Annotated in this window: 13 protein-coding genes and 1 pseudogene; 6 read left to right on the top strand and 8 right to left on the bottom strand. The window is 72.6% G+C overall.

The genetic code is table 11. From position 1 onward, the window contains the following. Positions 1-93 precede the first annotated feature (93 nt). Positions 94-1,518 carry a family 2B encapsulin nanocompartment shell protein gene (locus AC51EU_RS15550; protein WP_496267515.1) on the bottom strand — a complete coding sequence of 475 codons (1,425 nt, stop codon included), beginning with the start codon at positions 1,516-1,518 and terminating at the stop codon, positions 94-96. Between the two features lie 389 nt (positions 1,519-1,907). Here AC51EU_RS15550 and AC51EU_RS15545 point away from each other — a divergent pair, with 389 nt between their 5' ends. The 3 genes from AC51EU_RS15545 (at position 1,908) to AC51EU_RS15535 (ending at position 5,074) form a co-directional block, all read left to right on the top strand. Then, complete coding sequence (locus AC51EU_RS15545; protein WP_496267514.1) at positions 1,908-3,179, top strand: choice-of-anchor A family protein; 1,272 nt, start codon at positions 1,908-1,910, stop codon at positions 3,177-3,179. A gap of 212 nt (positions 3,180-3,391) precedes the next feature. Continuing rightward, positions 3,392-3,703: an ArsR/SmtB family transcription factor gene (locus tag AC51EU_RS15540; RefSeq protein ID WP_496267513.1), complete on the top strand. Its 312-nt coding sequence runs from the start codon at positions 3,392-3,394 to the stop codon at positions 3,701-3,703. Between the two features lie 186 nt (positions 3,704-3,889). Further along, a complete protein-coding gene (locus AC51EU_RS15535) occupies positions 3,890-5,074 on the top strand; it encodes an MFS transporter (protein ID WP_496267512.1) in 1,185 nt (394 codons plus the stop codon). Positions 5,075-5,174: 100 nt separating this feature from the next. On the opposite strand, the gene AC51EU_RS15530 is transcribed toward AC51EU_RS15535, so the two are convergent. The 4 genes from AC51EU_RS15530 to AC51EU_RS15515 form a co-directional block, all read right to left on the bottom strand. Further along, a complete protein-coding gene (locus AC51EU_RS15530; RefSeq protein ID WP_496267511.1) occupies positions 5,175-6,911 on the bottom strand; it encodes a SufS family cysteine desulfurase in 1,737 nt (578 codons plus the stop codon). Then, positions 6,898-8,280 carry a family 2B encapsulin nanocompartment shell protein gene (locus AC51EU_RS15525; protein ID WP_496267510.1) on the bottom strand — a complete coding sequence of 461 codons (1,383 nt, stop codon included), beginning with the start codon at positions 8,278-8,280 and terminating at the stop codon, positions 6,898-6,900. The genes AC51EU_RS15530 and AC51EU_RS15525 overlap by 14 nt, the downstream gene beginning before the upstream one ends. A 374-nt stretch (positions 8,281-8,654) precedes the next feature. Beyond that, entirely contained in the window at positions 8,655-10,709 is a 2,055-nt protein-coding gene (locus AC51EU_RS15520) for an APC family permease (RefSeq protein WP_496267509.1), read from the bottom strand. 93 nt (positions 10,710-10,802) lie between these two features. Next, positions 10,803-11,693: a LysR family transcriptional regulator gene (locus tag AC51EU_RS15515; RefSeq protein ID WP_496267508.1), complete on the bottom strand. Its 891-nt coding sequence runs from the start codon at positions 11,691-11,693 to the stop codon at positions 10,803-10,805. 130 nt (positions 11,694-11,823) lie between these two features. Here AC51EU_RS15515 and AC51EU_RS15510 point away from each other — a divergent pair, with 130 nt between their 5' ends. Both AC51EU_RS15510 and AC51EU_RS15505 read left to right on the top strand, forming a co-directional pair. After that, positions 11,824-12,795, top strand: a complete 972-nt coding sequence (locus tag AC51EU_RS15510; protein ID WP_496267507.1) for a DMT family transporter — start codon at positions 11,824-11,826, stop codon at positions 12,793-12,795. A gap of 90 nt (positions 12,796-12,885) precedes the next feature. After that, positions 12,886-13,311, top strand: a complete 426-nt coding sequence (locus AC51EU_RS15505; RefSeq protein WP_496267506.1) for a hypothetical protein — start codon at positions 12,886-12,888, stop codon at positions 13,309-13,311. A 42-nt stretch (positions 13,312-13,353) separates the two neighbouring features. On the opposite strand, the gene AC51EU_RS15500 is transcribed toward AC51EU_RS15505, so the two are convergent. Beyond that, the gene (locus AC51EU_RS15500) at positions 13,354-14,184 is read right to left on the bottom strand and encodes a class I SAM-dependent methyltransferase (RefSeq protein ID WP_496267505.1); all 831 of its coding nucleotides are present in this window, start codon (positions 14,182-14,184) and stop codon (positions 13,354-13,356) included. A gap of 69 nt (positions 14,185-14,253) precedes the next feature. On the opposite strand from AC51EU_RS15500, the gene AC51EU_RS15495 reads away from it, so the two are divergent. Further along, the gene (locus AC51EU_RS15495; protein ID WP_496267504.1) at positions 14,254-16,158 is read left to right on the top strand and encodes a S9 family peptidase; all 1,905 of its coding nucleotides are present in this window, start codon (positions 14,254-14,256) and stop codon (positions 16,156-16,158) included. 226 nt (positions 16,159-16,384) lie between these two features. Here the strand turns inward: AC51EU_RS15495 and AC51EU_RS15490 are convergent, their stop codons facing one another. Continuing rightward, positions 16,385-17,215, bottom strand: coding sequence for an SURF1 family protein (locus AC51EU_RS15490; RefSeq protein WP_496267503.1), 831 nt, complete (start codon positions 17,213-17,215; stop codon positions 16,385-16,387). A 64-nt stretch (positions 17,216-17,279) separates the two neighbouring features. Next, positions 17,280-17,953 (bottom strand): annotated as a pseudogene (locus tag AC51EU_RS15485) (hypothetical protein); the annotation flags it as partial.

The following is a 17,953-nucleotide window of genomic DNA, read 5'->3' as shown; positions in this document are numbered from 1 at the left end:
TCGCGCCCGCCGCCTCGCGGACGGCGGGCGCGGCGTACGCCCGGGGCAGCAACGACACCGTCTCAGCCCTCCTTCCCCCGCCGGACGGGGTGCTCAGCCACGCGGTCGCACCTCGACGTTCTCCAGGACGCCGATCGCGTCCGGGACGAGTACGGCGGCGGAGTAGTAGGTGCTGACGAGGTAGGAGATGATCGCCTTCTCGTCGATGCCCATGAACCGCACGTTGAGGCCGGGCTCGATCTCGTCGGGCAGACCGGTCTGGTGGAGGCCGATGACGCCCTCGTTGTCCTCACCGGTACGCATGGCGATGATCGACGAGGTCTGGTGCTCGGTGATCGGGATCTTGCCGCAGGGCAGGATCGGCACGCCCCGCCAGGCCGGGATGTGATGGCCGTCGACGTCGACGCTGCCGAAGTAGATGCCCCGCTGGTTGCACTCCTTGCCGAACGCGGCGATGGCGCGCGGGTGGGCGAAGAGGTAGCGGGTACCGCGGCGCATGCTCAGCAGGTCGTCGAGGTCGTCCGGGGTGGGCGGACCGGACTGGGTGGGGATGCGCTGGTCGAAGTCGGTGTTGTGGAGCAGCCCGAAGTCGGGGTTGTTGACCAGTTCCCTCTCCTGGCGCTCGCGCAGCGCCTCGATGGTGAGCCGCAGCTGCTGCTCGGTCTGGTTCATGGGCTGGTTGTAGAGGTCGGCGACCCGGCTGTGCACCTTCAGCACGGTCTGCGCCACGCTCAGCTCGTATTCGCGCGGGGTGAGCTCGTAGTCCACGAAGGTGGTCGGCAGGACCGGCTCGCCGTCATGCCCGGAGAGGAATTCGATCGCGGCCTCACCGGCCCTGTTCTTCGGCTGCCGCGCCTCGGTGGTGAGCTGCTGGACGTGGCTCCGCAGCGCCTCGTACTGGTCGGCGACCGCCTTGTACGCGGTGAGCGGCAGCGACAGGACCGTGGTCGCGGTCGCCGCGCGGGCCGTGAAGTCCCACTTGCCGCCTCCGCCGGCCAGCACATCGCCGCCGAAGCTGTCGCCGTCGGACAGCCGGCCCACCACCGACTCCCCCTCGTACTTGGCGGGCCGGACCTTGTCCACCTTGCCGTGGGCGACCAGGAAGACGTGATCAGCCTTGCGCCCTTCCTGCACGATGATCTGTCCGGGGTCGTATTCCTTCTGCACGAACTTGTCGGCCAGTGCCCCCAGGGCCGTGGGGTCGTCGAAGCCGCGCAGCAGCGGCAGTTCGGCCAGCTCCGCCGGGACGACGCGGACCTTGGACCCGTTCTTCTCGAAGGTCACCTTCCCGTCCCCGACGACGAACGACAGACGCCGGTTCACCCGGTAGGCGCCTCCGGGCACGTCCACCCACGGCAGCTTCCGCAGCAGCCACCGGGAGCTTTTCCCCTGCATCTGGGGCTCGGACTTGGTCGTCGTCGCGAGATTGCGCGCCGCCGCGGTACTCAGACTGAGCTGCGCCTGCTCCTGTGTCTGCTCCCCCGCGCCCGCCGACGCCTTCCGCGTTTCGAACGGCATCAACTACCCCTGTCTCCCGATACGTTGACCACACTGCACGACTTTCACCGGATCGCGACCACTCAGAGCGGCAACCCGATCACTTTTCGTGCCCATAGGTAACGCATCGCGGCCGCGCGATGCGGCAGGCGCGCCCGCCCTCTCGAACGGCACCGGGGCGAGCGGTGCGAGCACTTTCGGTCGTGACGGCCCCTGACGCACCCCTCGGCCGCGGATGCCGCAGTTCCCCACCAGCACCGATGAACACAATGGGGCATTTACCACCGAAACCGGCACCACGTCGCCACCCGCGACATTGGTCTTGACCAATGTCGCAGCATATGAAAAGCATGGTCAAACCCCCCACCACGGAACCTTCTTCATCACCCCCGCGGGAGAACCAAACCGCCATGCGCACATCCGCAACCGCCGCAGCCGCCGTGCTCGGCGGAGCCCTCCTTCTCGGTCTCACGGTCGCCCCGGCCGCGCAGGCCGCGCCCGCCTGCACCACCGATGCCTTCGGGATCGCCGGCAAGTACGGCGAGTTCGTCCTCGGCGACGACGTGCACGCGCCCGACGCGGAGGGCGCGGTGGCCGTCGGCGGCAACGCGGACTTCCGCAACGGTTTCAGCGTCGGCAACGAGCTGTCGGCGGCGGAGGTCGCGGCCCTGCCCGGCCGGGCAGCGCTCGTCGTCCGCGGCGATCTGGTCAACGGCTCGTCGGCCACCGTGGTGATGAAGGGTGACGCGGTCGTCGGCGGCAAGGTCCGCGACCGCGCCGTCGAGATGCACTCCGGCGCCTTCCGCCAGGGCGGCCAACCGATCGATTTCGACGCCGAGTTCGCCAAGCTCCGGAACTACTCCTCCGCGCTGGCGGACGAACCGGCGACCGACGGCACCCACGTGACACTGAAGGGCGCCCGGCTCACCCTGGAGGGCAGCGACACCACCCGTAACGTCTTCAAGGTGACGGCCGCCCAGCTGGAAGCGGCCAAGGACGTTCACCTCAAGGTCCCGGCCGGCGCGACCACGGTCGTCAACGTCAGCGGCACGAGCTACGACATGGCCGCGGCCGGCACCACCGGCTTCTTCCTCTCCGGCGGCCAGGACTTCGTACTCGACGACAAGCTCCAGAGCGCCGCCGACGGCAAGGTCCGCTCCAAGCTGCTGTGGAACTTCCCCGAGGCCCGCACGATCACCAAGAGCAGCAAGGCGGCCTGGCCGGGCAGCGTGCTGGCGCCCCGGGCGCACCTGGAGCTGGGCACCGGCGCGCCGGTCAACGGCTCGGTGTGGGTGGCCTCGCTGCACGGCTCGGGCGGCGCGGAGACCCACCACTTCCCCTTCACCGGCTGCCTCCCCGAGCCCGGCAAGACGCCCTCGCCGAAGCCGAGCGAAACCCCCGGCACCACGCCCGCCCCGAGCGGCACTCCCGATGCCACGCCGTCGGCCACCGGCACCCCCTCCGCCCCGGTGACGCCGCCCCCGGCGAGCGCCACGCCGTCCGGTACCGCCTCCCAGCCGGCCGCCCCGTCCCCGTCGGACAGCCCGGCGGCCCCCGCCGACGGTGACCTCGCCTCGACGGGCAGCAGCGGCATCATCCCGCTGGCCATCGGCACCGTCGCGGTGCTCGCGGCGGGAGCCGGCCTGGTCGTGGCGGGCCGCCGCCGCTCGAAGCGGGCCTGAGTCCCGGGGAACCCCGTCCGTCCGGGCGGGGTTCCCCGGCCACCGCACGACACGGAACGGGGCGGGCGACGAGCGGCGTCGGCCGCCCCGTTCGCCGCCCCGTTCGCCGCCCGCTCCCGACGGCCTGCGGGGCAGCTCGACTTGACATACACCCACGCATCCAAAAAAGTAGATGGGAGACGTCGCCACCCAGAGAGCTTCGAGAGGCCCCCATGGACCCCCTGACCGTGTACAAGGCGTTGGCCAATCCGGCGCGGCTGCAGTTCCTGCATTGGCTGAGGGAGCCCGAGAAGCACTTCGACGAGAGCGCTTATCGGGTGCAGGGGCTGGGGTTCCACATCGGGGTATGCGTGGGGGACATCCAGACGCGGTCGGGGTTGTCACAGTCCGTGGTGTCCAGCTATTTGCAGACGTTGAGGGATGCCGGACTGCTGGAGTCCACCCGGATCGGCAAGTGGACGTATTACCGGCGGAACGAGCGGGCGATCGAGGAATTCGCGGCGCATGTGCGGGAGGAGCTTTGACCTCCGGGAGGTCTCATCCCTCGGGGCCTGCCCGGCGCACCCGCCTCCGCCCTGACCCGTAAGGCTCGGGGCCACCCCCTCCCCCGGGCGTCGCCGCACCCACTCATATCCAATATTCGAGGTACATAGATTCCTCGGCCGCCCCCGGCCGAGAGGAAGACGATCATGAGAAGAAGTTCGGCGGCCGTGTTGTCGCTCGCTCTCGGTGTGTTCGGGATCATCACGACGGAGATGGGCGTTGTCGGTGTGCTGCCGCAGGTCGCGGCGCGGTTGGAGGTGAGTGCGTCCACCGCGGGGCTGCTGGTCGGGGTCTTCGCGCTCGTGGTGGCGGTGTCGGGGCCGTTCATGACGCTCGTGGCGTCCGGCGTGGACCGGCGGGTCGTACTGGCGGGGGCCATGGGCGTCTTCGCCGTGTCGAACGCGGTGTACGCACTCACCACGCACTTCGAGGTGATGCTGGCCTTCCGTATCGTTCCGGCGCTGTTGCATCCGGTCTTCTTCTCGGTCGCGCTGGCCACTGCGGTGCGGCTCGGGGAAGGGGCGGGGGCGGCGGCGAACCGTGCGATCGCGCGGGTGTTCGCGGGGGTCACGGTGGGATTCGCGTTCGGGGTGCCGCTCACGTCGTATCTGGCGGACCATTTCTCGCTCGGGGCCGCCTTCTGGACGAGCGCGGGCGTCAATCTGCTCGGACTGTTCGGCATTCTGCGGTTTCTGCCGGCGATGCCGGTGGGCGAGCGGCTTTCGTACGGCAGTCAGGTGAGGGTGCTGCGCAGCGGCCGGACGTGGCTGACGATTCTGTCGGTCGTCCTGGTGTTCGCGGCGCTGTTCTCCGTCTACGGGTACTTCGCCGAATATCTCGGCAGCGTCACCGGTATGAGCGGGTCCCTGATCAGTGTGATGCTGCTGGTGTTCGGCGTGGTGATGATCTTCGGGAATTTCGCGTTCGCGGCACTGCTGCGAGCCGGCGCGGTCCGGACGGTGCTCGCCTTCCCCGTTCTCTGCCTGCTCGTGTACGTGGCGGTCCACGCGCTCGGTGCGCGCGTCGCACCCATGGTCGCGATCGTGCCGCTCTGGGCGGCGGTGCACTCCGGCGGATTGATCGTGTGTCAGCACTGGCTGGGGCGTGACACCCAGGACGCGCCCGAATTCGGCAACAGCCTGTTCGTCTCGTTCTCCAATCTGGGCATCACGGTGGGTACGACCGTCGGCGGGCGGGCGTTGTCCCGGTTCGACGCCCCTGCCTTGCCCTGGGTCGGGGCGGGGTTCGCATGCGCCGCGCTGGTGGTCGTGGTGCTGCGCCTGGTGTGGGAGAGGCGTGGCGGTACGAAGCGGGTGACGGCCGGGTCCGTACCGGAGGCGGTGGGCGGGTAGGGGTGCGCGCCACACGGGAGGTCCCCGCCCTCGTACGCCGTTCGCCCTCCCCTCCCCCGGGTGGTGCGGGCCGGGCGAGGGGAGGGCGGAGACGGGTGGTTCAGGTGGTGTGTTGGAGGCGGAGGAGCGATGCCGCCAGCTGGTCGACCTCCTCGGGGGTGTTGTAGAGCGCGAGGGAGGCGCGGGCGGCGCTCTGCACTCCGTAGTGGGCGAGAGCGGGCTGGGCGCAGTGGTGTCCGGCGCGGACGGCGATGCCGTCGCGGTCCAGCCAGTCGGCGATCTCCGCCGGGTCGTGGCCCGCGAGGGTGAAGGTCAGGACGCCGATCCGTTCCGGGGCCGAGCCCAGCAGGTCGAGGCCCGGCACGGTGGCGAGAACCTGCTGCGCGTGGGCCATCAGCCCGGTCTCGTACGCGGCGATGGCGTCCCGGTCGAAGGAGGTCAGCCAGTCCAGCGCGGCCAGCAGGCCGACCACGCCGGAGATGTGGCCGGTGCCGGCCTCCAGACGGTGGGGGGCGGGGGCGAAGGTGGAGCCGTCGAAACCGACCGACTCGATCATGTTGCCGCCGCCCTGCCACGGCGCCATGCCCTGAAGGATCTCCGGTTTCGCGTAGAGGGCGCCGATGCCCGTCGGGGCGAACAGCTTGTGCCCCGAGAACACATAGAAGTCGGCGTCCAGTTCCCGTACGTCGACGGGGAAGTGGGCGACCGCCTGCGCCCCGTCGACCAGCACCTTGGCCCCGTACCGGTGCGCGAGCGCCGTCATCTCCCGTACCGGGGGGACGGTGCCGAGCACATTCGACGCGTGACTGAGCGCCACGAGCCGGGTCCGCATGGACAGCAGGTCGTCGTAGGCGCCGAGGTCGATCTGTCCGTCCGGCAGGAGGGGGACGGGGACCACCCGGGCCCGGGTCTCCTTGGCGAGCATCTGCCAGGGGACGATGTTGGAGTGGTGCTCCAGCACCGGTACCAGGATGTCGTCCCCGGGGCCGAGGTTGGCCCGTCCCCAGGTCTGGGCGACGAGGTTGACGGCCTCGGTGGTGCCCCGGACGAAGACGATGTCCTCCGGGGACCCCGCGCCCAGGAACCGGGCGACCGCGTCCCGGCCCGCCTCGTACGACTCGGTGGCCTCACGCGCCATGGTGTGCGCGCCACGGTGGATGTTGGAGTTCCCCGCGCCGTAGAAGCCGGCCACCGCCTCGATGACCTGGCGCGGTTTCTGCGTGGTGGCGCCGTTGTCCAGCCAGACCAGCGGACGCCCGTTCACCGTCCGGTGCAGGATCGGGACGTCGCGCCGCGCCATCTCGGGAGAGAAGGCCGCGTTCTGCGCCGTACGGCCGGAGGAGGCCGTCGGGGCGCCTGGGGTGGCGGAGGCTCCGGGGAAGCCCGGCATCGACGGGGCCGAGGGGAGGCCCGGGACCGAGGAGGGGCCGGGGGCGGAGGACATCCCCGGGACCGCTGCCGTGCCCGTTGTTCCGGGCACGGCCGCTGGGCCCGGTACCGAGGATGCCGGTGGGGCGGCGGGCATGCCCGGTGCTTCCGGGACGCCGGGGATACCCGGGACCGATGCTGCCCCCGGGACCTCTGCGGCACCCGGTACCCCCGAGACACCCGGGACACCCATCCCGGCGGTCGCTCCCGAAACGCCCGGCACCCCGAGCACCCCCGGAACCCCGTACGCCCCAGCACCCCCCGGCATGCCAGGCACACCCGTCCCGCTCAGGCCCCCCGGCATCCCCTCGGTCGCCGCTTTGCCGGGGGTGCCCGAGGTCAGGCCGGGGACACCGAACGGGTCGGGGCCCGTCGCGGCCGGGCCCCGGGTGAGGTCAGGAGTAGTCATGGAAGTTGGACACCTCGACGTTCTGGAGCACCGCGACGGCGTCCTCGACCAGGACCGCGGCGTTGAAGTACGCGGTCATCAGGTACGAGGTGATGCCCTTCTGGTCGACACCCATGTTGCGCATCGACAGGCCGGGTTCGATCTCGTCGGCGACGGCGCTGGGGCGCAGGCCCACCACGCCCTGCTCGGCCTCGCCGACGCGCATCAGCAGGATCTCGGTGGTGCCGGTGCCCGCGTGGCCGGAGAAGCCCACCTTGTCGGACGGGAGCAGGGGGACCCCACGCCAGGTCAGCAGTGGGCTGCCGAACCGGGTGTCGATCACCGGGGGCACGCCCCGCCGGGTACATTCCCGGGCGAACGCCGCGATGGCCTTGGGGTGGGCGATGAAGAAGCCGGGCTGCTTCCAGACGCGGCTGAGCAGCTCGTCCATGTCGTCGGGGGTCGGCGAGCCGGTGCGCGTCTGCACCCGCTGGCCGGGGGCCACGTTGTGGAAGAGGCCGTGCTCGGGGTGGTTGAGGAGGACGGCCTCCTGGCGCTCGCGCAGGGCGTGGGCGGTGAGGTTGGCCTGGGCGCGGACCTGGTCGACGGGGCCGTTGTAGAGGTCGGAGACGCGGGTGTGCACGCGCAGCACGGTCTGCGCGAGGTTCATGTGGTACTCGCGGGGCGTGTCCTCGTAGTCGACGTAGGTGGCGGGCAGTTCGGGCTCGCCGATGTGCCCGGAGCGGAGGTCGACGGGGACCTCGCCACCGGTGAAGGCGCCACCGCCGTTGAGGTAGGCGTCCAGCGCGCCGCGTACGGTGGCGTCGCGGTCGCACAGCCCGGCGAGCACCCCGCGCTCGACGCACAGCGCCACACCCGGGGTGAGGGCCTTGACCCGGTAGGGGGCGGGCTCGGAGCGGGTCCAGGCGTCGAGGTCGAAGAACTGGCCGTCGCCGATGACGTCGAGGACGGCGTCCTCCCCGTAGCGGCCGCTGACGCGCTTCTCGGCGCGGCCCTGGGCGATCACCCAGAGCTTGTCGGCGGGGTCGCCCTCCTGGGCGAGGAGTTGGCCGGCCTCGAAGGTGACCTCGGTGAAGGCGCCCGCGAGTTCGGCGAGGAGCGCGTCGTCAGCCTCCCGCAGATACGGGAGTTCGCGCAGGTCACCGGCGATGACGCGGGGGGAGCCCTGGTCGAAGTGGACACTGATGCGGTCGTCGCCCAGGACGTAGCTGCGACGGCGGTTGACGCGGAAGACTCCTGATTCGACGTCCACCCAGGGCAGCGCGCGCAGCAGATAGCGCGGCGTGATGCCGAGCATCTGGGGGCTGGTCTTGGTGGTGGTGGCAAGCTGCCGTGCCGCATCCGGGCCGAGGGTCAGGCGATCGTTCACGGGAACTCCTCGTAGAAGGGCATGCCGGACCGCCTCGCGGCCCTACGGCATGCGGGAACGAGAAGCGATGCTGTTGCCGCGCCTCTTCGGGGGCAAACGCCGGTTGACGCCGGTGCGGCCGGAATCGCCCGCTTCCCCGGAACGCCGACATCGGACACATGAACGACCAGCCCACGCCATACGCCCCCCACCACCCGCAAAGATAATCAGACCCTCCCACTCCGGCACCGCGCCCGAGCCCCGTCCACCTCCCACAACCGACCTGATTTGCCCTCTTGCGACGGCTTTTTGAATCCCAAAGGGGGGCTTATGAGGGGCCATCCGGAAAGCCGGGAGAGGGCGCATTCCGCAACTCCCGAAGTCCCGCTGGACGTTCAGCCCTCCCCCGCCGACTCGCCGGTCGTCTCCCCCCTGCGGACCGCCCCGGGCGCCGGCTCCCCCCTCCGCACCGCGCCGGGCGCGCGGACGAGCGGGCGTGGCGGGTGGTGTTCGGAGGAGCTGAGTTGCCAGGGGACGCTGGTGACCATGACACCGGGGGTGAACAGGAGGCGGCTCTTGAGCCAGAAGGCGGACTGGTTGTGGAGCAGGTTCTCCCACCAGCGGCCGACGACGTATTCCGGGATGTAGACGCTGATCACGTCGCGGGGGCTGGAGCGGCCGATGGAGCGTACGTACTCCACGACCGGGCGGGTGATCTCGCGGTAGGGGGAGGCGAGGATCTTGAGGGGGGTGTCGAAACCGGCCGCGTCCCAGGCGGTTCTGAGGGCGTCGGACTCCTCGCGGTCGACGGCGACGGTGACGGCTTCGAGGACGTGGGGGCGGGTGGCGCGGGCGTAGGCCAGGGCCCGCAGCGTCGGTTTGTGGATCTTGGAGATCAGGACGACGGCATGGACGCGGGAGGGCAGGACGACCTCCGCGCGCGGGTCGGCGACGGCGAGTTCGGCGGCGGTCTCGTCGTAGTGGCGGCGGATGGCGCGCATGGTCACCCACAGGCAGACGCCCGCGATCACCGCCAGATAGGCGCCCTGGGTGAACTTGGTGATCAGCACGATCACCAGCACCAGCCCGGTGACGACGGCGCCCAGCGCGTTGATGGCGCGGGCGGTTCGGCGGCGGGCGGTCAGGGCGGGGTTCGGTTCGGTGCGCAGGGCGCGGTTCCAGTGCCGGACCATGCCGGTCTGGGAGAGCGTGAAGGAGGTGAACACCCCGAGGATGTAGAGGTGGATGAGGCTGGTGACGGAGGCGTGGAAGGCCCACAGCAGGGCCGCGGCGACGACGGCGAGGGCGAGGATGCCGTTGGAGAACGCCAACCTGTCGCCGCGGGTGTGGAGTTGACGGGGCAAATAGCTGTTCGCGGCCAGGATGGAGGCCAGCAGCGGGAACCCGTTGAACGCGGTGTTCGCGGCCAGGACCAGCACCATGGCGGTGACGGTCTGGATGAAGAAGAAGCCGACGCTCTGGGGCCCGCCGAAGATCGCGGCGGCGAGCTGGGCGATGACGGTGCGCTGCGGGACGGTGGCGCAGTCGCCGGGGAAATGTGTGAGACGGCAGGTGTCGTCGGCGATGTGGATGCCTGAGATCAGGGCGAGGGACGTGATGCCGGAGAAGAGGAGGATGGCGATCAGGCCCATGGCGCCCAGTGTGGTGGCGGCGTTCTTCGCCTTCGGCTTGCGGAACGCGGGGACCCCGTTGGAGATCGCCTCGACACCCGTCAGCGCCGTACAGCCGCTGGAGAACGCCCGCAACCCCAGCATCAGGAGCGCCGGTCCGGCCAGTCCGCTCCCGCCGGGCGCCGGGGTGACGCCGTACGCGGCGGACTCGGCGACCGGGGCGTCACCGGCCAGCCAGCGGACCAGCCCGGTGGCGCACAGGACGAGCAGTCCGCCGATGAACAGATAGGTGGGGGCGGCGAACGCCCGGCCCGATTCGCGGACCCCGCGCAGGTTCACCGTCGCCAGCAGCGCGACGAAGACCAGGGCCATCGCCGTCCGGTACGCGTTGAGCTGCGGAAACGCGGAGATGATGTTGTCGACGCCGGAGGCGACGGAGACCGCGACGGTCATCACGTAGTCGACGAGCAGGGACGCGGCGACCACCAGCCCGGTGGCGGGCCCGAGGTTGGTGGTGACCACCTCGTAGGAGCCGCCGCCCGAGGGATAGGCGTGGACGACCTGCCGGTAGGAGAGCACCACGACGGCGAGCAGGACGACCACGGCGAGGCCCGCCCAGGTGGCGAGGTGGAGGTAGGCGAGGCCGCCGAGGGTGAGGACCAGGAGGATCTCCTGGGTGGCATAGGCCACCGACGACAACGGGTCCGAGGCGAAGATCGGCAGGGCCAGGCGCTTGGGCAGCAGGGTCTCCTGGAGCCCCTCGCTCGGGAGGGCCCGGCCGATCAGCATCCGTTTGAGCGCGTCCACGATTCTCGCCACGCGGGCGAGCGTAGGCGCGCGTCAGGGCCCGCACGCGCTTTGGCGTGACGACCGGACGGCACGTACTCCGCCCGGCTGAACGGCGAGGGGGCGTCAGGGCTCCGGGGTGAGGGTGTCCGGGTCGGTGGCGTCGACGAGCGCGGTGACCGCGGGGTGCCAGGGACGGGAGAGGGGGCCGCTGAGGACGAGGCGGCGGTGGACCTCGGGACGCAGCGGGACCAGGACGAGGCCACTGGGGAGCATGGCGCGGGTGAGACCGGGGACGATGGTGACCCCGATGCCCGCGTGAACCATGGCGACGACGGTCGCCAGATCACGGATGCGGTGCACGGGCGCCAGCCGCATCCCGGCACCCCGGTAGATCTCCCGGATACGGACCTCGCAGCCGCCCAGGCAGAGCAGGAACGGGTCGTCGTCGAGATCACGGAGGTCGAGGGCGGCCTCCTGGGCGAGCGGATGGTCGCCGCGCAGCAGGGCGTGGTAGCCGTCGCGGACGAGCAGCCGGGCCGGACCCGGCGGCCGGTCGGGGTCCACGAGGACGGCCGCGTCGACCGTGCCGGCCTCCAGCCACGCGGGCATCTCCGCGTCGTCGCCCTCGAAGAGGCGGACGCGGACCCGCGGATGCGCGGCGGACCAGGTGCGGAGCAGGGACGGCAGGAGCGCCTGGCAGACGGTGCGGGGCGCGGCGAGCCGGACCGTCCCGGCGGGGACGCGGGTGTGCCGGGCGGCGAGGGCGGTGACGGTGTCGGTGGCGGCCACGGCGGCACGGGCGTGCGGCAGGATCTGCTCCCCCAGCGCGGTGGGGCGCACCGGGGGCTCGCGGTGGACGAGACGCGCGTCCAGCACGCGTTCCAGGGCGGCGAGGGCGTGGGAGACCGCCGACTGGCTGACGCCGAGTTCGTCGGCGGCCGAGCCGAACCCCCCGGTGTCCGCGACGGCCAGCAGGGCGCGCAACTGGGCGAGGTTCGGCGAGGCGGACGGCATGAGCAACCCTCATGAGGCGGGCACGGGTGACTTGTTGGACTCATGGTGCACGGCCCGGCACGGTGCTGTCCACGGGCCGCTCCGGCCCGCCCCGGCGCCGTGGCGGCCGGGTCGTACCGAGGAGGTCCGGGTGGGTGTGCAGGCCGGCGCGGTGTCCGCGCGGTGGGTGCCGTCGTTCGTCGCGCTGTCGGCGATCTGGGGGGCGAGCTTCGCGCTGATCAAGGTCGCGGTGGACGCGGGGACGCCGCCCGCGTGGGTCGCGCTGTGGCGGTGCGCGCTGGGGGCGCTGACGTTGTGGGGCCTCGTGGCGGCCGGACGGCAGCGGGTGCCGGTGACCGCCCGGGTGTGGGGGCACGCGGCGGTGGCCGCGGTGCTGCTGAACGCCGTACCGTTCGTCCTGTTCCCGTTCGGCGAGCAGCACATCAGCTCGGTGCAGGCCGGGGTGTGGAACGCGACGACGCCACTGTTCACCCTGGTGTGCGCGTTGCTGGTGACGCGCGGCGAGCGTCCCGGGCCGCGCCGGATCGCAGGACTGCTCGTCGGGTTCTGCGGTGTGCTGACCGTCCTCGGCGTCTGGCGCTCCCCGGGCTCGGGGGCGCTCGCGGGCAGCGTGGCGTGTCTGGGGGCGGCGGCCTACTACGGCGCCGGGTACACCTATGTGCGGCGGTTCCTGACGGGCCTTCCGTACGCGCTGCCGGTGCTGGCGGCGACCCAGCTGACCTGCGCCACCGTGGAGCTGCTGCCGGCCGCCGCGCTGACGGGCGGCGCGCCGCGCTGGCCCGGCACCGGGGCGGCCGCGGCCCTGCTGGTCCTGGGCGCGGCGGGCACGGGCGTCGCCCATCTCCTCAATCTGCGTCTGGTGCGTACGGCGGGGCCGACCATCGCGTCCACCGTCACCTATGTCATGCCGCTGTGGTCCACGGCCCTGGGGGCGCTGCTGCTGGCGGAGCCGGTCGGCTGGAACACCGCGGTGGGCGGCCTGCTGGTGATCACCGCGGTCGTCCTGACCCGCACCCCGCCCGGGGCGGACCGGCGCGGCGCCGCACCGTCTCCCCCGCGCGGGACACCGGAGGGCCGGGTACGGGCGGACCACGTCAACTGACCTTCCCGCCACCGACGATGGGGCGCCCCGCCCTACAATCGCACGGCCGGCGCACCACCGCGCCGGCCGGCCGACGGGGGGTATCGGGACATGGATCCGCAGTTGACGCAGCTCGCGCAGACGGCGGGGACGACGCTGGTCACGCTGATGGCCACGGACGCCTGGAACACGGCGCGGGACGGGGTGCTGGCGCTGTGGGAACGTTTCGTCCCGGCGCGCGCCGACGAGATCGAGGGCGCGCTGGACGACACCCGCGACGAGGTCGTGCTCGCCCGTGACGAGGACGACCAGGAGGCCCGCGAGGCGCTGGCCGGCGAGTGGTACGGGCGGCTGCGCCGCCTCCTGGCCGCCGAACCGGACGCGGCGGCGGAACTCACCCGCGTCCTGGAGGAGGCGCGGGGCCGGCTGCCCGCGGCCGAGCGGTCCGTGATCGGCTCCGTCCACTTCACCGCGCACGCCACCGGCAACGCCCGGGTCTACCAGGCGGGCCGGGACCAGCACATCACGGAGCGGTGAGCACGGGGCCCGCCGGGGATCACGCCCGGCGGGCCCCACGCGTCACTGTGGGCGCGTGGCCTTCAGGGAGTACATGAGGGGGACGCGGGGGCGGTCGGCGGGAAGGCGGAAGTAGCCGTCGTCCCCGCGGCGCAGCTCGCTGAAGCGCTGGAAAAGGCTCATGTCGTGCTCGTGCAGGAACTCGACGCGCAGCCCGGCGGCCGCGATGGCGCTGACGACCTCGCCGAGCGGGTGCTGCCATTCGACGCTGCGGTTGTTGACCGTCGGCGCGTCCAGGTCCGCGTACGTTCCGGGGATCTCCTCCACCCAGGGGTCGCGGCGGAAGTAGTCCTGGACGACGCGGGAGCCCGATGTTTCGTCCAGGACGTCGCTCAGCGGGTGGAACTCGGCGAGGTAGAGGAAGCCGCCGGGGGCCACCAGGGAGGCCGCGGTCTCGGCCCAGCGCCGTACGTCCGGGAGCCAGACCAGGGCGCCGAGGCCGGTGTAGACGATGTCGTACGACGGGTCGGGGACGGCCTCGGCGGCGTCGTACACATCGGCGGTGACGAAGGAGGCGCGGTCGGGGCCGTAGCCGAGTTCGGCGGCGGTCTCGCGGGCCAGCTCGACGGCCGGTTCGGAGAAGTCCAGGCCGACGACGCGGGCGGCGCCGCGGTGGGCCCAGGAGAGGGTGTCCTGGCCGAAGTGGCACTGGAGATGGAGCAGGGTGCGGCCGGTGACGTCGCCGACCTCCGCGGCCTCGAAGTCCCGGATCACGTCCCTGCTGCGGCAGAAACCCTCGTGGTCGTAGAAATCGCTCGCCCTGTGGAAAGGCACGCGCTCGTCCCACAGCGCGCGGTTGGTCTCGCGCCAGTTCTCGGGGGCCTTGTCTCGCATGGGGAGAAGTTATCCACAGGCTTTCCGGCCCGCCAACGGATTTTCGGGCGCGGGCGCAGAATGGGGTCCATGACTGACGAGACCAGGGGCGACGAGCGCGCCACCGATCCGACCGAACCGCAGGCTCCCGCCGGTCCGCCCGCCGCGGAGGGGCCCGCGGGCCACACGACGGACGCCGCCGGCGCGGGCGTCCCGGACTGGGAGAAGCGGTTCCGCGCGCCGCGGGTCGGTCTGCCCGACTGGGCCGAGGACGCCCCGGACCGCTCGCTGTTCGTCTCCAACGCGACGGGCACCTTCGAGCTGTACGCATGGGACCGCGCGACGGGCGCGCAGCGCCAGGCCACCGACCGCCCGCACGGCACGACGGACGGCACGCTGTCGCCCGACGGCGCGTGGATCTGGTGGTTCTCGGACACCGACGGCGACGAGTTCGGCGTCTGGATGCGCCAGCCGTTCGGCGGCGGCCCCGACGAACCGGCGGCCCCGGGGCTCGCCCCCTCCTACCCGGCGGGCCTGGCGATCGGCCGGGACGGCACCGCGGTCATCGGACGCTCCACGGACGAGGAGGGCTCGACGGTGCACGTCGTACGGCCCGGGGAGCCGGCGGCGCAGATCTACCGGCACCACGAGTCGGCGGGGGTCGGCGGCCTCGCGCACGACGGTTCCCTCATCGCGATCGAGCACACCGAGCACGGCGACGCGATGCACTCCGCGATCCGCGTCGTCCGCCCGGACGGCTCGACGGTCGCGGAGCTGGACGACACCAAGGGCGGCACCGAGGAACTGGGCCTCTCCGTCATGGGGTTCGCGCCGGTCGACGGGGACTCCCGGCTGCTGGTCGGGCATCAGCGGCGGGGCCGCTGGGAGCCCATGATCTGGGACCCGCTGACGGGCACGGAGACGGCGCTGGAGATCGATCTGCCCGGTGACGTCGGCGCGGACTGGTACCCGGACGGCTCGGCCCTGCTGATCGACCACGAGTACCAGGCCCGCAGCGAGCTGTGGCGCTACGACCTCGCCGCCCGGGACGGCGCGGCGCTGACCCGGGTGGAGACCCCGGCCGGCACGGTGTCGGGCGCCACGGCCCGGCCGGACGGGACCGTGGAGTTCCTGTGGTCCTCGGCGGCGCAGCCGCCGGAGGTCCGCTCGACGAGCGGCGCGGTCGTCCTGGACCCGCCGGGGGCGAAGGCACCCGGTTCGGTGCCGGTGACGGACGTCTGGGTGGACGGCCCCGGTGGCCGCGTCCACGCCCTGGTGCAGCGTCCGGCGGGCGAGGGCCCCTTCCCGACGGTGTTCGACATCCACGGCGGCCCGACCTGGCACGACAGCGACGCGTTCGCCTCGTCCCCCGCGGCGTGGGTGGACCACGGTTTCGCGGTGGTGCGGGTCAACTACCGCGGCTCGACGGGATACGGCCGCGCCTGGACGGACGCGCTCAAGCACCGTGTCGGGCTGATCGAGCTGGAGGACATCGCCGCGGTCCGCGAGTGGGCGGTCGCGTCCGGCCTCTCCGACCCGGAACGGCTGGTGCTGGCCGGCGGCTCCTGGGGCGGCTATCTGACGCTGCTGGGGCTGGGCACGCAGCCGGAGGCATGGGCCCTGGGCCTGGCCGCCGTGCCCGTCGCGGACTACGTCACGGCGTACCACGACGAGATGGAGGCCCTCAAGGCGATGGACCGGACGCTGCTGGGCGGCACCCCGGAGGAGGTGCCCGAGCGCTTCGAGGCGTCGTCGCCGCTGACGTATGTGGACGCGGTCCGGGCGCCGGTCTACATCTCGGCGGGGGTGAACGACCCGCGCTGCCCGATCCGCCAGGTGGAGAACTACGTCGAGCGGCTGGAGCGCCGCGGCCATCCGCACGAGGTCTACCGCTACGACGCCGGGCACGGCTCCCTGGTGGTGGAGGAGCGCATCAAGCAGGTGCGCCTGGAGCTCGACTTCGCCCAGCGGTACCTGCCGAAGACCGGGGACTGACCGGAGGCGGTACGCCCGGGGAGGGGCCCGGCGGCGGTGCCTCCCCGGGCCCGCCGCCGGGCCACCGTACGGCTTGCCGCGGCCGCGTCAACGCGACACCGGATGCTCGGCCTGCCGTCGTCGTCACACCGGCTCCCCGGCCACCACACCGTCCGCCACACCGGCGTTGGCCCCGGCCGCCACGCCACGGCGCGGCCCCCACCGCACCGCCGCGCGCTCCCGGCCGTCACACCCCCGCGCGTTCCCCCGCCGTCTCGCCCTCGGCGTCCTCCGTCACGATGCCCAGCGCGGCGTCCTTCGCCGCCTCGCTCTCGCGGCGGAAGAGACGGAACCACATGAAGACGACGAATCCGGCGAAAACAAACCATTCGCCCGTGTAGCCGAGGTTCTGGAACGCCTTGAGGTCCAGCCCGCCGCCCTCGGGCACGGTCGGCGGGACGGGGCGCAGCGGGGACGGGGCGTCGATGAGTGTGATCCACGCGTCGTGGACCGGGTACGGCACGATGTTGACCAGCGACGCGGCGCTGATCACGCCGAGCTGCCCGCGCGGCAGCCCGCCCTCGGCGTGGACCCCGGGGCTGCCCTGGTTCTCGGACGCCTGGAGCACACCGGTCACCGTCACCTCGCCCTTCGGCGGCGCCGGGACCCGGTCGGTGTCGGCCCGCCGGTCCGCGTCACCGGGCAGCCAGCCGCGGACGACGGGAAGGGCCTTGCCGTCGTCCGTCCGCAGCATGCTCAGCACGTAGAAACCCTCGGTACCGCCCTGCTTGCGGTCCAGGGTACGGCCGGGCACGAGCAGCTGGTGCCCGGTGTCGTAGGTGCCGCGCGCGACGGCCCGGCGGCCCGAGGTGGCCCGGTCGACGGGCAGCAGCCGGGCCAGCGGCGCGGCGGCCGCCTTGACGGCCTCGTCCGAGCGGGTCTCCTGCTCCTGGTGCGTGGCGACGCGGTCCTCGAAGCGGCTCAGCTGCCAGCTGCCCATGAGGACGCAGAAGGGGATCGCCAGAAGGGCGAAGACATTGATTCCCCACCACCGCGGGGACAGCAGGAACCGGTACACACCCCCACGGTACGGGGCCCGCACGGCGGGCGGGCACCGCCCCCTCCGCCGGGCGCCCCGGCCGCTACGGGGCGGGCAGTGCCCCCGTGTGGTAGACGGTGCCGGCGCAGGCGTCGTCGATGGTGGCGCTCGCGGCGGCCGGTTCCCCGGCGTCGGGGGTGTGGCTGAGCTGGACGCCGCCGGGCGCCGCCCCGTTGCCGCCCTCGCCGTCGCCGCCACCGGCCTGTCCCCCGCCGCCCGCTTCGTCGCCGCCGCCCTCCGAGGACGAGGACGACGACCCGGAGGTCGACGAGGAGGAGCCCTGCGGCGCCCCGGGCGCCTTGGGAGGCGCCGGAGTGGGCGACGGTGCCGCGCTGGCGCATCCGGTGGGCCCGCCGCCGCTCTGCGGGATCCAGGCGAACTGGACCTCGTACGCCTGCCCCGGCCGCAGGACGAGCTGCCCGGGAGCGGTGGCGGGGTCCGGGAGCCCGGTGGCGGCGTCGCCGGAGGTGTGGTCGACGACATGGACGCGGTCGGCGTCGGTGGAGCCCTGTGCGGTGAGGCCGACGCTGCCGCCGCTCTCCACCGAGCAGGTCGTGGCGGACGTGTTGACGACGCGGAACGCCCCGTAGACGCGACCCGAGGAGTCGGGCCTGCCGACCGTGCCGGCGCCCTTGCCGAGCTGGTCGCGTGCGCAGGCCGGCGAGGTGACGTCCATCGTCTCGGCGGTGTCGGGGACGCCGGGGCCCGCCGGCCGGC

The organism is Candidatus Streptomyces philanthi (assembly GCF_059553635.1).
Note: the sequence above shows the minus strand (reverse complement) of the source record. Positions and strands in the feature narration are given on the sequence as shown.

Bases quoted from the DNA above. Each gene is read 5' to 3' on its own strand.
- AC51EU_RS15550 (WP_496267515.1), bottom strand. From the start codon at position 1,518: ATGCCGTTCGAAACGCGGAAGGCGTCGGCGGGCGCGGGGGAGCAGACA.
- AC51EU_RS15545 (WP_496267514.1), top strand. From the start codon at position 1,908: ATGCGCACATCCGCAACCGCCGCAGCCGCCGTGCTCGGCGGAGCCCTC.
- AC51EU_RS15540 (WP_496267513.1), top strand. From the start codon at position 3,392: ATGGACCCCCTGACCGTGTACAAGGCGTTGGCCAATCCGGCGCGGCTG.
- AC51EU_RS15530 (WP_496267511.1), bottom strand. From the start codon at position 6,911: ATGACTACTCCTGACCTCACCCGGGGCCCGGCCGCGACGGGCCCCGAC.
- AC51EU_RS15515 (WP_496267508.1), bottom strand. From the start codon at position 11,693: ATGCCGTCCGCCTCGCCGAACCTCGCCCAGTTGCGCGCCCTGCTGGCC.
- AC51EU_RS15505 (WP_496267506.1), top strand. From the start codon at position 12,886: ATGGATCCGCAGTTGACGCAGCTCGCGCAGACGGCGGGGACGACGCTG.
- AC51EU_RS15500 (WP_496267505.1), bottom strand. From the start codon at position 14,184: ATGCGAGACAAGGCCCCCGAGAACTGGCGCGAGACCAACCGCGCGCTG.
- AC51EU_RS15495 (WP_496267504.1), top strand. From the start codon at position 14,254: ATGACTGACGAGACCAGGGGCGACGAGCGCGCCACCGATCCGACCGAA.